This window comes from Actinoplanes sp. NPDC026670 (assembly GCF_040638175.1).
Taxonomy (GTDB): domain Bacteria; phylum Actinomycetota; class Actinomycetes; order Mycobacteriales; family Micromonosporaceae; genus Actinoplanes.
Genome location: NZ_JBEZXU010000018.1, coordinates 1 through 14,391, shown reverse-complemented (window position 1 = coordinate 14,391; position 14,391 = coordinate 1). Strand labels below are relative to the sequence as shown.

Genomic DNA, 14,391 nt, shown 5'->3' with positions numbered 1-14,391 from the left:
CCGGGCTAACCGCCCGCGCGCAGCGTGGCGTGCATCTCCCATGGGGCCTGTGGCAGGACATGGCCGGTCTCCAGCAGCGACTTGAGATTGGCCATCACGGCCGGCCAGCCGTGTGAGACCGCCTCCACGTCGGCGTCGGTCGCCAGCCGCACATGGGTGACGGTCAGCCGGACGATCTCCTGATGCGGCTCGATCAGGAAGGTGACCGTCGACGCGTCCGGGCCGGCGCCGGAGCCCGGCTCGCCGAACGTCATGACGAGCCGGGTGGGCGGGTCGGACTCGAGGACCACGCCACCACCGTCGGCGATGCCGGACCCGTCGGTCCGTTGGTGCTCCCACGGCGAGCCCGGTTGCCAGTCGGAGACGTTGCTGTGCCCCCAGAACTCCCCGGTCAGGTCGGCTGAGGTCAACGCCTCCCAGACCCGCTCGGGGGTGGCGTGGATGTACGTCACGTACACGAAATCGGGTTTCACCCTGTGCTCCTCCGCATGGCGCCGGACGTCGTAGAGGATGCGCAGCCGCGACTCCTCGAACGGGGCCAGCCAGCGCATGTGCAAGTCGTGGATCGGGACCGGATTGAGGTAGTGCAGCTTCTCCCGCCCGCGCCGGACGGTGCTGATCAGATTTGCCTCCTCCAGCACGGTGAGGTGCTGGGTGACGGACTGCCGGGTCATCTCCAGGCTGTCGCAGAGCCGGCCCAGGGTCAGCCCGTTCTCCTGGCGGAGGCGGTCGAGCAGCCGGCGGCGGGTCGGATCGGCGAGTGCCCGGAAGACCAAATCCATGACGTGCATTATGCAGTCCGGAGACTGCATAATGTCAAACATGACTACTCGGCGACGTTCGCGATCATCCGATGCAGCACCTTGAGGGCCGTCACGTAATCAGCGTCCGGGATGCCCTCATGGATCCGGGCGCGGATGGCCGGGCCGGCCTTCTTCATCTCCAGACGGGCCGCCTCGCCCGCCTCGGTGATCGACAGCCGGTCGCCGTCGCGGATGAGCCAGCCGCGCCGCACCAGTTCGGTGGCCTCGGTGGCCAGGTCGTCCTCGGCCCGCAGGTAACTGCTCATCGCCGCTTCGAGTTGCGGGAGGGTGCGCCCGGCCCGGTCCGGGGCGAGGTCGTTCGGGGACAGGTTGCGCAACAGCCAGAACTGTGGCTGGCGGAAACCCGCCTCGGCCTGCCGGGCCCGGGTGAAGGCGATCAGCGCTTCATAGGCGACCCCGGTCCAGTAAGCGGCCGGCTGCCCGGCCAGTTCGTCGTCGGATAGTTGGTCATCGGTCATGCGGCGAACGGTAGGACTTCAACCGGGCTTGAGTTCAAGCCCGGCGGCTGGCGGGCGCGGGCTACCGTGGTCCCGTGATCGATTTTTCGAGTCCGTCGGTATTCAAGCTCACCCAGGTCGACCCCGGAGCGGTGTATTCGCAGGTCGCGCCGCTACTCATCCAGGGCGAGCAGCTGATCTACGCGTTCAAGACGACCCGCGACTTCGTGGCGTTCACGAACAAGCGGTTGATCGCTGTGAACGTGCAGGGGATGACCGGCAAGAAGGTCGACTTCACCTCCCTGCCGTACAACAAGATCCAGGCCTTCTCGATCGAGACGGCCGGCAACTTCGACCGGGACGCCGAGCTGGAGCTGTATTTCAGCGGCCTCGGCAAGGTGCGGCTGGAGTTCAAGTCCAGCTCGGACATCCGCGCCCTGGGCCAGATGATCGCCGCTTTCATCCTCTGACCGACCACGGGCACCGGCAGCGGCGCCGAAGGTACCCTCGCGGGATGATCAAGGCAGTCGTGATCGACGTCGACGACACCCTGTGCATGACCGAGGCAGCCTCGTTCGAGCTGGAGAACGAGGTGCTGGCCGCCATGGGCCGGCCGGCGATGCCGCGGCGCCTGCACCTGGCGACGTGGGGTGAGCCGCTCCTCCAGGCCATGCCGCACCGGTCGCCGGGGATCGATCTGGCCGTGTTCGCGCCGCTGTTCCAGACGATGATGGACCGCTATCTGGAGCAGGGCCGGCTCGACGTGATCCCGCCGGAGAATCTGGCGGCCCTCGACGAGCTGGTCCTCTCCGGCCGGAGCGTGATGTTGCTGACCTCGCGGGAGGGCCACGAGGTCAGGCACATGCTGGCACCGGATCATGTGCTGGCGACCCGGATCAGCGGCATCTGGCATCGCGGCAACACCCGGCACGGCAAACCCGACCCGCGGGCCTTCGACGAGTTGCTCGCGCACACCGGGCTGTCGCCGGCGCAGTGTGTCTACGTCGGCGACTCGCCTGGTGACGCGGTCGCGGCCGGCGGGGCGGGCATCGCGTTCATCGCCTGCATGCAGAGCGGGGTGCGGCAGCCCGACGACTTCGAGAGCCGCTACGTGACCGCGTCGGTCGCCGCCTTTCCCGAGGTGGTGGCCGTGGTGGAAGACCTCAGCCAAACCCGGCACTGACCCGAAACCGCCCGGCACTGACCCGAAAACGCCCTGGCGGGCTCAGCCGAACTCGACGCTCACCCGGTGTTCGCTCGACGGCCAGGCCGGCACCGGGAGCCGGGTGAGGCCGCCGCCACGTTCCTGCGCCACGATCGACACGGTTCCCCTCGCGGCGGCCGGAATGAACAGATCGACCCCCGAGATGAACGTCTGCGCGATGAACTCGGGCAACGGCGCGGTCAGGTCGCTCACCCCGTCGCTGTCGTCGTCGAAGGCGAACACCCCGATCACCCGGCGGTTGTGCGGGGCGGTCGCCGGGTTCAGGATGTCCTGCCCGTTGATCCACAGGTGATCGCCCTCGCCGCCCCACCACTCCTTCTGCCGCTGGAACGTCAGCGCCGTGTGCCGGTCGCTGGTGTCGACCAGTCCGCCGAGACCTTCGCCGGGGCGGCTGGTGAGCAGTCGCACGAACGAGTCCGAGCGCTGGAACGGCTGGAAGTAGAAATGGTGGGTGGACTGCCCGGCGCGGAGCAGCGCGAACTCGTACCTCTCGAAAGGTTTGAGTGGGACCGGCCCGAACGCGCCATCCGCGGTGACGGCCGCTCTGATCGGCCGGCCCTGGCGGCGGCCGGTCCGGCCGCTGACCCGGAAGATCTCCAGCGACGCCTCGATCACGCCGCTGTTGCTGGGAAACAGCACGGCCCGGCCGGACACGTGCGCGACCGGCGCCCAGCGGACGTCGGTGCTGTGCGGCTCGTGCCCGCGCAGGAACCGGTAGATCTCCCGGAACGATTCGGCCGACGACACGGTCTGCGTGTGCGACTGATCGGATTGATACACGTTGGACGCGCCCACGACCGTTCGCGCCGGGTCGCCCTCGCCCCAGATGGCCAGTGTCGGCACGCCTCCGGGCAGCCCGGTGGCGGGGCGTCCGTCCAGGTTGACGTAGTGGGCGACACGGGCAGCGCGGGCCGGGGAGCTGTTGAGGTAGCCCTGGGTGACGAACGTGCCGAGCGAGTGCGCGGCCAGGTCGACCTGATCAGATCCGGACGACGCCAGCAGGCGGGTGATCCGCTCGTCGAGGCTGGCCCAGACCTGCTGGACGATCGTGGCGATGTTCGGCGAATCGTACTCGTGGGCCTCGATGATCTTCGCCGGGTATCCGTTGCTCGCGAGGCGTTTCGCCTGCACCCGGAACTGCATGGCCGATCCGGCGCTGCCATGGATGAAGATCACCGGACGCGGTGGGCGGCCCCGGCCGGCCAGCGCCGGTGCACCCGTTCCGGCGGCGAGCGCCACGCCGGCCGGCGCCACCATCAGACTTCGGCGAGTAATCCCCATCGACCCTCCCGATAGACAGCCGTGATTTCTGCACGGTCTGTGCAAGTATCGCGGTCCGGGTCAGGACTGGGCAATATCCGCGGCCGGAATCCCGTCGGCACACGTCACCGTCATGGCGATCACGTCGTTGCCGCGCTTGAACACGACCTCGGGCGAAGCCGACGGGCCCGGGTCGACCGACTCCAGCTTGTACGGCCGGATCGGCGCCCACGAGATCAACCGCGCGGTCGCCGGGGCGGTGCAGGTGGCGACGACCGTCCCGCCGTCCGATGCGAGGGTCCGCTCCACAGTGGGCGACGGCGACGGCGACGCGGTGGTCACGGTCGGCGCCACGGTGCCCGGCGACGGGATCTGCTGCCGCGACGGCGCCTGTTCGGCCGCCGCCGTCCGGGATCGCTGCCCATTCTTCGGCCCCGGCGCCGCACCAGCGCTCGTCGCCTCGGCTGTCGCTCCGGGCAGGACGGGCGGCACCGGCGCCGAGGAGGCCGCCACGGCTCGGCCGTTGACGCCGGCGGCCTCCGAGATCGGGCGATCGGCGATCAGCCAGACACCCGCGCCGACCCCTGCGAACAGGACGATCACCGCGGCGACCCACCGAATCATGGTGGTCCGCCGACGCGAAGCCATCCCGCCAGCGGCCGGCGCGACACTGGGCGCTCCCGGGCTCACGACCGCGACACCGGGCGGACCCGGACTCACGGCCGCGGCACCGGGCGCTTCCGGAATCACGGCGGACGGGACTTCGGAAACCGGCCCTCGGCGGACCACAACGGTCAACTCCGGCTCGTCACCGGCGGATCGAAAGCCATCAGAATCCAGCGAATCAGCGACGACCCGGATCCCCGCCCCATGAGCGAGAACCGAAGCCGCCTCCTCGGCGCTGGGCCGCCGCCCCGGATTCTTGGCCAGGCATCGATCGGCGAGACGCACCACATACTCCGGAACACCGGCCACATAAGGCAGCGGCGCGGGCGGAACATAAAGGTGCGCCCGGACCATCTGCCGGGTGTCCTCACTGCTCCACGGCGAACGCCCGGAAAGCATCCGATAAAGCACGACCCCGAGCGCATACACATCGGAGGCGGGCACCACCGAATCGCCGACAAGCCGTTCCGGAGCGAGATAGGCAGGCGTGCCGAGCACCTCATCCGGGTCGTCCGGCAGCCCGGACCCGTCCGGCGCGACCGCGGCCGCGATCCCGAAATCGACGACCTTCGCCCCGGTCGGCGCGAGCATCACATTGCCCGGCTTGATGTCCCGGTGCACCAGGCCCTCGGCATGCGCGGCGGCCAGAGCGGCCGCGATCTCGGCGCCGGTCCGCATCGCGAACGCGGGCGGCAGAGCACCGGCCGAGAGCCGGGCCGAAAGGGTTCCACCCGGAACCAGCTCCATCACCACATACGGAAATACCCGCCCGGAAAGCGCGGTCTCCCCGTAGTCATGAACCTGGGCGATATTGGGATGCGACAATGCCGCGGCCGCCCGGGCCTCACGCCGAATCCGATCCCGGGACCGCGCATCTCCGGCCTGCGCCGGAGCCAGCAGTTTCACCGCCACGGCCCGCCCGAGAACCTCGTCGTGCGCCTGCCAGACGACGGCCATTCCCCCGACCCCGACCGGTGCCACAAGCCGATAACGCCCGCCGAGGAGCAGCCCTTCGCGTGCGCTCTCATTTGCACCGGGATCGTTCATCCCCGCCAGTCTGCCGCCAATGTTGACCATCCGCAGCCCCCGGCAAACCCAAATTCCCAACCACCCTCATCCGGTACGGCCACCCCTCCCGCCGGACCCGGACCGCCCCGGACTACGACGCGACGAAACCATTCCCTCCCGCCCGCCAAGGCGCCTCTCGGGCGGAAGCGCCCCCGCACCGAACCCCCCAGCCGGCTCGCAGAGGCGGACAGCCCGCGTGGACATCAACGGCTCGAATCGAACCGCGAGTCACCACACCAGAGAGGCGCGCAGCCCGCGTGGACACCTGCGGCTCGAACCGAACCGCGGGCCACCACACCGCAGAGGCGTGCAGCGCCGACGTGACGGGCGGCGCTCGACACGCTGGGGAGGGCTGGTGCGTGGCTGCGGACGGGACAGCCGGGCGGGCCTCTCTCGTGGGTGGGGGCGGGTAGCCGTACCGAAATCAGGTTTTGATCTTGGTTTTGTAGGTTTTGGTGTTTCCGGCCCGGTCGGTGACGGTGAGGGTTGCCGGGTTGGTTCCGCGGCGTGTGCCGGGTTTCCATTTCAGGGTCCACGGGGACTTCGTGGCGGTCCGGGTGATCTTCTTAGAGCCGGCCGTGATCACCGCCTTGACCTGGCGCAGGCCGAGGTTGTCGCGGGTCGACGGGGTGATCGTCACGGTTCGGCCGGAGCGGGTGATCTTGACCTTGGAGATCGTCGGGGCGGTGTTGTCGAAGACGAATGTCCGGTTTGCGGTTCGGGTGTTGCCGGCGCGGTCCGTCGCGCGCAGTGTCAGCGTGTGTGTTCCGTTGAGGCCGGCGCTGTCGAAGGTGAACGTCCACGGTGACGCCGTGTCGGTGGCGACGACGCGGCCGGCCCGGAGCAGTTCGACGCGGGCGATCCCGGACGCGTCGGCGGCGGAGGCGGTGACGCTCAGCTTTCCGCGACGCGGGGTGCTGCTCGCGGAGGGTGACGACCAACCGACCGCGGGCGCGGTGACGTCCGGCGGGAGCAGGGCGTTCACCGTGCCGGACGCGTTGACCCGCCCGCTGGCGACCCACTCCCCGACCGGATCCGCGGTCGACTCGATCGCCGTCCGTAACTGCGTCGCGGTCGCCGACGGCTGCGCCGAAAGGCCGAGCGCGGCCACCCCGGCGACCATCGGCGCGGCCGACGAGGTGCCGGTGAACCAGTAGTAGGCGCCGTCCCGGCCCTGGGCCACGTTGGCGCCCGGCGCGGCCACATCGACCCAGGTGGAACCGTAGTTGGACCAGCCCTGCCGGGCATCGGCCGCGGTGGAACCGGCGACCGCGACGACGCTCGGAAAAGCCGCCGGATACGAGGGGGTGGTCACCCCGTCGTTGCCGGCCGACGCGACCACGAACACCCCGTGAGCGGCCGCGTAGTCGACCGCGTCGGACAGGATCTGCGACGTCTCCGGCCCGCCGATCGACATGTTGATCACGTCGGCGCCCCGGTCGACGGCATACACGATGCCCTTGGCGATGGCGTCGTGCCCGCCAGAGCCGCTCGCGTCCATCACCTTGACCGGCAGGATCCGGCAGGTCCAGCAGAGCCCGGCCAGGCCGGCGCCGTTGTCGCCGGCCGCCGCGATCACCGTGGCGACCATCGTGCCGTGCCCGTTGTCGTCGGCCGGGTCGGCGTCGTCGTTGACGAAGTCGTATCCGGGCAGGACCCGGCCGGCCAGTTCGCTCACCGCCGCGACGCCGGTGTCGAGCACCGCCACGGTCACCGAGGCCGACCCGGTCGTGACATCCCAGGCCGCATCACCTTCGGTCACCAGGTTGCCCCACTGCTGATCCTGCAAAGGATCATCGGGGGTACGGGTGACCCGCGCCACCGGCACCGGTTCCACATAGGTCACCTCCGGGTCGCCGGCCAGTGCCGTGGCCACATCTCCGGTGACGGTCACCGTGACCGCGCCGAGCTGTGGAGCGGCATCGCTGGCCAGGACACGGACCGCCGGGTCCGCGTCGAGGGCCGCGACCGTGGCGGCGGCGGACGCCCCGGTCCGCAGGCCGATGGTCACGGTCGTGCTGGTCGCGGCCGCTTCGGCGGGGGTGACGCCGGTCAGGGAGGCCGCGGTCAGAGCCGCCGCGACCGTCAGAGTTCGATACCGCATGGTTCGGAAAATTACGGAGGCCTGAGTGCAACAGCCGTGCGGATCGGTTGCCGTCAGGTATCAGTCGGACATTACCGGCACGTGGTCCCGAATCTTCCCGGGGATCCTCTCGGTGCGGAACGCCCACCAGGCCAGCAACAGGACGGTGATCACCTCGGCCAGGCCGAGCAGCCGCTCCACGGTGCCCAGCGGAATGGCCCGCCACCAGCGCTCCCCGGTCCACGGCTCGGCCAGCACCGCCCACAGGATCGGCGTGAAGCAGAGCAGCGACACCAGCCCACCGGCGGCCACCAGGCGGGCCGGCCCGGTTTTCCGCCCCGCGGCCAGCAGCGCGCCGATCGGCAGGCTCAGGAACGCGACCACACTCGCCACCCGGTGCACGGCGCCGCTCGACGACGGCCCGGCCTGCCAGTTGTGTTTCTCGAACCAGACCACCCCGACCAGGCCGACCACCCACAGGGCGAGCACCGTCAGCGCGGCCCGGGAAAGCCGGCCGGCCCGGTGCAGGGCGGCCAGGATCGCCGCCGAACCGGCCGCCAGGAGCAGGGTCGCGGCGTCGAACACCCAGCCGTCCGGCATCAACGCGTACTGGCTGATGGTGCGGCGGGTCCAGTCCAGCTCGGCCGAGGGTGGCAGCACGTGCAACGACGCGTACAGGCCGAGGGAGGCGAGGACAGCGAGGACACCGAGGCCGGCGAGGGCTTTCATCCGCCAAGGGTGCAGGATCTTCCTGTGAGTGTTCTTGAGATCGTGCAGTCCCTGCCGGGTGTCGACGAGCTGCGGCGGCGGTCGCAGGCGCTGGCCATGTGCGAGGCGATCATCAGTCCCGACTGGGAGAGCCGGTACTACTCGTACGACTCCCGGTGGAACGTCGAGCGCGGCGAGCACCTGGCGTCGATGCGGAACGGGTCGGGCGACGAGTACTCGATCGTGTTCTCCCCCGCCGGCGTCTGGATCCGTGGGCTCGACCACGAGGCGAAACCGGCGCCCGGACTGTTCGACGACGTGCCGGCGGTGTTCGCGGGCCAGATCGGTGAGCCGGCGTTCGCCAACATCTGCCTGTGGCGGGAGACGGGCGGCAACCAGTGGCACGGGCGCGGGCTCGACGACGTGTCGTGGCTGTTCGAGATGCTGGTCGACGGCAGCCCGGAGGCGTACCAGGAGTTCGCCGAGGACTACTACGAGGAGGACGTCGACCTGGCGGCGGTCACCGAGGTCTTCGGGTTGCGGCCGCTCACCGACAAGCTCGTGCGACGGCTCAACCCGGCCGTGACGGTCGAATACCTGGACGACGACATCACGGAGATCGATTACCCCCGGTGATGGCGTTTGACGAAGGTGTAGCCCGGCTCCAGCGTGAAGCCGTCTATCTGCTCCTTCTCCAGCGCCTTCTGATGCAGGCTCTGCTGTTTCTTCGACGCGTGGGCGCCGGCCGGCAGACGGCGGACGAACCCGTTCACCCAGTGGTCACGGCGATCGCCGGCCTCGCCGTGACCGTCGCCGCCGCCCTCGCCGGGTAGCGGCGCCTCCTCCACGAGCGGGGCGTAGAACAGCAGGTCGATCGGATCCTCGCCGTCGACGGCCGGATAGTTGAGCTCCCCGTCCGGCCCGGTGCTGCCGGTGACCCGGGTGACGTAGCCCTCGCGCAGCAGTTGGTCAACGGCGTTGCGCAGCAGGAACGTGCCCTTCTTACCGCGGCCCAGCCCGCAGTGGGCGGGCAGCTCCGCCTCCGGGAAGACCGCCGAGCCGTCGTCGAAGACCCGGCCCAGCCGGCGAACCGCTTTCAGCACCTGCCCCCGGTTGGAGACCCCCGGATCGAACTCGCGGGTGATCACCCTCGGGTCGTAGTCGTGGAAGTAGTCGACGCCGTCGACCCGCAACGGCTCATCCAGCGGCGTGGTCTTGACCAGCACATACTCCTCGGAAGGCCGCCAGGCCACGGTGACCAGCACACCCGGCCGCACGTCGGGCGGCCAGGCGATCCCGGTCAGGTGCAGGCCCGGATCGTGTGCGGGCGCCGACTCGACGGACGCCCGGCCCGGAGTCACCCCGAATTCCCGGTGCTCCAGCACGACGGTGACCGACTCACGGCCGGCGACCGTCGCGGCCAGATCATCCGGCAGGGGGCAGACCGCATCCAACAGATCCGCCCGGACCAGCGCGAACCTACGACTTCTCACCAGGGAGAGATTACCCGCCCGGACGCGGGTTGACCTGAACCGGACTTCAGGTCGGAAGCTGTCGGGATGCGCGTCTACGGGATTTCGTGGGTCGGGGTGAAGACCGATTCGTATCGGGCGATGCGGGACTTCTTCGCCGAGACGGCCGGGTTGCGGCTGGACGGGGAGCGGGGCGAGTTCGCCGTGTTCGGGCTGCCCGACGGTGGCAAGGTGGAGATCTTCGGGGCCGGCGCGGACGATCCGCCGGAGCAGTTCGCCCGTGAGAAGGTGGTGGCCGGGCTGTTGGTCGACGACGTCGCCGCGGCCGCCGCCGAACTCCGGGAGGCCGGGATCGAGCTGATCGGGCCGGTCGAGGACGGCGGTGGCGGCTACCGGTGGCAGCACTTCCGCGCGCCGGACGGCAAGGTCTTCGAACTGGTGCAGAACCCGGTGGCGCTACGAAGAAGCCACCAGCCGGGCGCGGAGGCGCTGTAGCAGCGGCAGCAGGCCGTAGACGACGATCGGCACCGCGATCGTGGCGGTCACCAGGGTCCGGACCACCATCGGGACGTCCCGCAGCAGTTGCAGGACGATCAGGGCCGGAGAGACGGCGAGCCAGATCATGACGGCCATCTGATGGCGGCTCGATTTATTCGGCATGGCGATTTCTCCTGGTCAGTGAGTGTTGGCGAGGGTGGCGACAGTTCGATGCCGACCAGCCGGTCGCCGTCGACAACGATCCTGGTCACAGCCCCGTCGACGACGCGGACACCACGGGCGGCGAGGCGCTGCCGTTCGCCGTCGGTCGATTCATAGCCGTTCGAGAAGAGGGTCACATCGTCCGACCACTGCCTGATCAGCAGGGCGTGCGCCACGGTTTCGGGACTGCCGCCAAGCACTCCGAGAGGGCGGTCCCGGACCTCATAGCCGTGGCAGTACGGGCAGTGCAGCACGTCGCGGCCCCAGCGTTCGGCGAGGCCGGGGATGTCCGGGAGGTCGCCACCGCGCGGCCAGACGCGGTCGCCGGTGTTCGGCCGGCGCGGTCGGCCGGCCTGCGACGACCAGCACACACAATGCGGCAATGTGCGATTCCACCCCCGCCGCAACGACGGCAGGCGCACGCATACAGCACAACGTGTGCTCCCCTTCCCGTCAGAGCGAAGCAGAAGCACACGATCGGCGAACGTGTGCGCTGACCATCGCTGCGGCCGGCGGACCCGCTCTCGGCGATCCGCTCCCGGCATCACTCCTGGGCGGGCCGTCCAAGGTCATCAGACCTCACGGTGATCTCGCGGAGTTCGCTGAGGATAACGCTGACCAGGGCGAATGCAAGATTCACTTCGGCTGCGGCCCTGACCTGCAAAAGTCGCTGCCCAAGATGGCGAAGGCCGAGGGCGAGACGAGCGTGCCCGAATTCCACAAGATCGCGGATGGTCGAGCTTCCTAGCCGGTGGGCAGGCGCTGGATGAGGGCGCCGTACCAGGCGACGCCCTTCAGGTACGCGTCGACGGTGATGTGCTCGTCGTTGGTGTGGATCGACTCGCGCTGCTGCTTGGTCATCTCGAACGGGGTGAACCGGTAGACCCGCTCGCTGATCTTCGTGAAGTGGCGGGCGTCGGTCGCCGCCATCATCACGTACGGCGAGGTCAGCGCCTCCGGGAAGTGCGCCGAGGTGACGTCGGCGATCAGGTCGAACGCGTCGTCCAGCGGAGAAGACGGGGACGGCTCACCCTCGTCGATCACGGTGATCCGCACCTGCGGGTCCTTGATCACCCGGCGGACGTGCCTGATCACCCCGGCCATCGTGTCGCCGACCAGGATGCGGATGTTCACCCCGGCGGTGGCGGTCGCGGCGACCACGTTCATCGCCGGGGAACCGCTGAGCGTGGTCACCGCGAAGGTGCTGCGGGCCATCGCCGCCGCCTCGGGGCCGGCCGCCAGCAGCAGCCGGGTCAGCAGGGCGCGGCTACGGACGGCGGTCGTCAACGCGTACCGCATAGGGGGTTTGGCGTGTGGGGCCGCCCGCCGGAAGAGTTCGACGGTGGCATCAGGCGCCGATGCCCGCATCGGCGACCGGTCGAGGCGGGTGATGGCCCGCGCGAGACGCGCGGTCGGGCCGAGCGGGGCCGGGGTGGACGCGTGCCCGCCGCGGCCGTCGACGCGCAGCTCGAGGGAGGTGATGCCCTTCTCGGTGACGCCGATGACCGCGATCGGTTTCGCCACGCCGGGGAACGCGTCGTAGGCGACCGCGCCGCCCTCGTCGAGCACGAACCACGGGGTCACGCCGCGCCGCCGCAGCTCCTCGACGGCGAGCGGCGCCGCGTCACCGGCGACCTCCTCGTCACAGCCGAACGACAGCCACACGTCCTGCGCGGGGACGTGCCCGGCGGTGAGCAGGTTCTCGACGGCCTGGCAGATCGCGACGAGGCTGCCCTTGCAGTCGAGGGTGCCGCGGCCCCAGATGATCCCGTCCTCGACGACCGCGTCGAACGGCGGATGCGTCCACTCCCCCTCAACCGGCACGACGTCGCTGTGGGCCATCAGCACGATCGGTTTCGCACTCGACACGCCGGCCCAGTGGAACAGCAGACCGTGCCGGCCGACCCGGGTCAGCGGCAATTCGTGCAGCCGTGGGAAATGCCCCTTCAACGCCTCCAGAAAAGCGTCGAAGGCGGCATGATCCCAGGCAGCGGCATCCCTCGTGGAAACCGTCGGAATGCGGAGCAGATCGCGGAACGCCTCGATCATTCAGCGGCCGGCAGAGTATCCATGAACGAGCTCACCGAGAAGACCGCGTTACCGGCGCCGGGCGGGCCGTAACCGGGCGGACTGCTCAGTCCGTTGGACTCCATCGTCGCGCGGTACGCCTCCAGGAGCCGGATGTGGTACTCCAGGGGAGCGCCCTCCGGGTTGGTCCGGCCGAGCGGGGTCGTCGGCTCCGGGCACCAGGTGGTGAAGCGCGGCAGAATGCCCCGGGACATGAAATATTGCAGGCCCTCGGTGGTCGACTCGATCGCCTCGTCGACGGTGCGGAAACCGAACGGCTCGGCCATCTCGATGCCGGCCACGAAGTTCGGAATCACATTTCGGGGCCCGAACACCTCGGCTGACTCGAGAATGCGGCGGTGCCACTCGGCCCGGCCGACATAACGCTCCTTGCCCGGGCAGTGCAGCTCGAACAACCGCTTGTCCCACACCTCGAAGTTGGGGTGGTAGATGCGGATGCCGTAGTCGTAGAACCGCTGCACATCCTCCCGGGGCAGGGCCTGCGCGACCACCTTGCCGATCCACCGGCCGGGGAACCGCTCCTCGATGGCCTGCGCGTAACGCCCGTAGAAGTCGGCCTCGGCCAGCCCGTCGACCTTGCTGGTGATGCTGCCGCCGGTCAGCGTGTAGGCGTGCGACGCTTTCGCGGTGTCGTATTTGTCGATGATCGCGAGCGCTTCGAGCACCTCGTCGACCGGTTTCACACCGGTGTAGGGCCGCCCGGCCGCCTTGTGCTGACGCCAGTTGTGGTTGATGTCGCAGTACTGGCATTCCTCTTTGGCGCCGAAATACTGACAGACCCGGAACACGGTCAGGTAGATCAGATAGCCCCACTGAATGGTGGGCGCCACCTCCATGATCTGTTTGCCGCTCTCCAGCGTGTGCCGGTAGTAGTCGGGCATCGGCGGCAGCCCGACATCGGCGATCGGCTTGTCGTCGAGGAAGAGCATCAGCCGGCCGTCGTCGGACGGCTTCACCCGGTAGGGCGACGACGGGTTGACCCGCACCGACACGACAGTGCGCCGCAGCCCGTAAGGCCCGCCGGTGAGCACGATCTCCTCCGGCGGCCGCCGCAGCGCCGCCTCACCAAGCTCAGGCAGAGTCCGGTGGTCGAACGAGAAGATGAAATACGATTTCGGCTTGACGTCACCGCTCTCGTTGTCGGTGAGCGCCGAGTCGTCGAACGCCAGCCCGCCCCGCAGCAGGTCTTCCTTGATCACCGCCTCGCGGGGGATGTGCGGGAACCGTCCCATCAGATCTTCGATGAGATCCGTACGCGTCTGCATTGTGGCGTCCTCCCAACCGGACCGTAGCACGCCCAGCTCCTTACACCCGGAGCCAGGCACCCGTGTCACAGATCACCAAACCCCAGGTCAACGCCATGGTCACCGCTTCCGGGCAGCTCACGATCGTTTCAATTGATCTTGTACGCGCCACATCCACCGACAACCGCACCACACCGCCCCGGCCCACCACCGCGACCCACCCGCAACACCGGACCGAAAGGCGCCTCACGGGCGTATCCGCCCTCCGCGTGGCCGGCCCTCCACGCAGCCGTGGCCCTCCACGCATCCGGCCGCTGCGGGTCGCGTTGGGCGGCCATGTCGATTGGCGCGCACATTGACTGATCGTGGGCTGCTGTCGTTGTTCGCCCGCGGATCTTGCACGAGTTTTCACGCGCGCGCCGATCTTGCAGCCCTTTCCACACCCCAGCACGAAGAAAGCTGCAAGGTCTCCCCAGCGCAGTAGACCTTGCACGACAAACCACACCCAGACGTGAAGAACCTTGCAAGATCTGTGAAGGTTTTTGTCAAGCGGTGGCTTCGAGGATGCGCCAGATTTGGCGGGTTATGTAGCGTTTTAGGTTGCGGGTGATCTCGGC

Annotated in this window: 14 protein-coding genes and 1 pseudogene; 4 read left to right on the top strand and 11 right to left on the bottom strand. The window is 69.1% G+C overall.

Features of this window, described 5'->3' with window-relative positions; all coding sequences use genetic code 11:
* Positions 1–5 precede the first annotated feature (5 nt).
* Both AB0E94_RS19170 and AB0E94_RS19165 read right to left on the bottom strand, forming a co-directional pair.
* A complete protein-coding gene (locus tag AB0E94_RS19170; RefSeq protein WP_360327823.1) occupies positions 6–782 on the bottom strand; it encodes a metalloregulator ArsR/SmtB family transcription factor in 777 nt (258 codons plus the stop codon).
* A gap of 44 nt (positions 783–826) precedes the next feature.
* A complete protein-coding gene (locus tag AB0E94_RS19165) occupies positions 827–1,282 on the bottom strand; it encodes a MarR family transcriptional regulator (RefSeq protein WP_360327821.1) in 456 nt (151 codons plus the stop codon).
* 74 nt (positions 1,283–1,356) lie between these two features.
* Here AB0E94_RS19165 and AB0E94_RS19160 point away from each other — a divergent pair, with 74 nt between their 5' ends.
* Both AB0E94_RS19160 and AB0E94_RS19155 read left to right on the top strand, forming a co-directional pair.
* Entirely contained in the window at positions 1,357–1,731 is a 375-nt protein-coding gene (locus AB0E94_RS19160) for a PH domain-containing protein (RefSeq protein ID WP_317796567.1), read from the top strand.
* 44 nt (positions 1,732–1,775) lie between these two features.
* Complete coding sequence (locus tag AB0E94_RS19155; RefSeq protein ID WP_360327818.1) at positions 1,776–2,444, top strand: HAD hydrolase-like protein; 669 nt, start codon at positions 1,776–1,778, stop codon at positions 2,442–2,444.
* Between the two features lie 42 nt (positions 2,445–2,486).
* On the opposite strand, the gene AB0E94_RS19150 is transcribed toward AB0E94_RS19155, so the two are convergent.
* The 4 genes from AB0E94_RS19150 to AB0E94_RS19135 all read right to left on the bottom strand — a co-directional run bounded on the left by AB0E94_RS19150 (position 2,487) and on the right by AB0E94_RS19135 (position 8,292).
* Positions 2,487–3,767, bottom strand: a complete 1,281-nt coding sequence (locus AB0E94_RS19150; RefSeq protein ID WP_360327815.1) for an alpha/beta hydrolase — start codon at positions 3,765–3,767, stop codon at positions 2,487–2,489.
* Between the two features lie 60 nt (positions 3,768–3,827).
* Entirely contained in the window at positions 3,828–5,459 is a 1,632-nt protein-coding gene (locus tag AB0E94_RS19145) for a protein kinase (protein WP_360327812.1), read from the bottom strand.
* 445 nt (positions 5,460–5,904) lie between these two features.
* On the bottom strand, positions 5,905–7,584 hold the full coding sequence (locus tag AB0E94_RS19140) for a S8 family serine peptidase (RefSeq protein WP_360327809.1): 1,680 nt from the start codon (positions 7,582–7,584) through the stop codon (positions 5,905–5,907).
* Positions 7,585–7,644: 60 nt separating this feature from the next.
* Complete coding sequence (locus AB0E94_RS19135) at positions 7,645–8,292, bottom strand: DUF998 domain-containing protein (RefSeq protein ID WP_360327806.1); 648 nt, start codon at positions 8,290–8,292, stop codon at positions 7,645–7,647.
* A 24-nt stretch (positions 8,293–8,316) separates the two neighbouring features.
* Here AB0E94_RS19135 and AB0E94_RS19130 point away from each other — a divergent pair, with 24 nt between their 5' ends.
* On the top strand, positions 8,317–8,907 hold the full coding sequence (locus AB0E94_RS19130) for a hypothetical protein (protein ID WP_360327804.1): 591 nt from the start codon (positions 8,317–8,319) through the stop codon (positions 8,905–8,907).
* Here the strand turns inward: AB0E94_RS19130 and AB0E94_RS19125 are convergent.
* Complete coding sequence (locus tag AB0E94_RS19125) at positions 8,895–9,764, bottom strand: hypothetical protein (protein WP_360327801.1); 870 nt, start codon at positions 9,762–9,764, stop codon at positions 8,895–8,897. The two genes, AB0E94_RS19130 and AB0E94_RS19125, sit on opposite strands and share 13 nt — an antisense overlap.
* A 66-nt stretch (positions 9,765–9,830) precedes the next feature.
* On the opposite strand from AB0E94_RS19125, the gene AB0E94_RS19120 reads away from it, so the two are divergent.
* On the top strand, positions 9,831–10,238 hold the full coding sequence (locus AB0E94_RS19120; RefSeq protein WP_360327798.1) for a VOC family protein: 408 nt from the start codon (positions 9,831–9,833) through the stop codon (positions 10,236–10,238).
* On the opposite strand, the gene AB0E94_RS19115 is transcribed toward AB0E94_RS19120, so the two are convergent.
* From AB0E94_RS19115 to AB0E94_RS19100, 4 genes and pseudogenes are all read right to left on the bottom strand, one after another.
* Positions 10,200–10,367 carry a hypothetical protein gene (locus AB0E94_RS19115; protein ID WP_360327795.1) on the bottom strand — a complete coding sequence of 56 codons (168 nt, stop codon included), beginning with the start codon at positions 10,365–10,367 and terminating at the stop codon, positions 10,200–10,202. The two genes, AB0E94_RS19120 and AB0E94_RS19115, sit on opposite strands and share 39 nt — an antisense overlap.
* Positions 10,368–10,441: 74 nt before the next feature.
* A pseudogene (locus tag AB0E94_RS19110) lies at positions 10,442–10,738 on the bottom strand (thioredoxin reductase); the annotation flags it as partial.
* Positions 10,739–11,186: 448 nt separating this feature from the next.
* Positions 11,187–12,491 carry a M20/M25/M40 family metallo-hydrolase gene (locus AB0E94_RS19105; RefSeq protein ID WP_360327793.1) on the bottom strand — a complete coding sequence of 435 codons (1,305 nt, stop codon included), beginning with the start codon at positions 12,489–12,491 and terminating at the stop codon, positions 11,187–11,189.
* Positions 12,488–13,795 (bottom strand): radical SAM protein, encoded by a 1,308-nt coding sequence (locus tag AB0E94_RS19100; RefSeq protein WP_360327790.1) that lies wholly within the window; start codon positions 13,793–13,795, stop codon positions 12,488–12,490. Before AB0E94_RS19100 ends, AB0E94_RS19105 begins: the two co-directional genes overlap by 4 nt.
* Between the last annotated feature and the right edge of the window lie 596 nt (positions 13,796–14,391).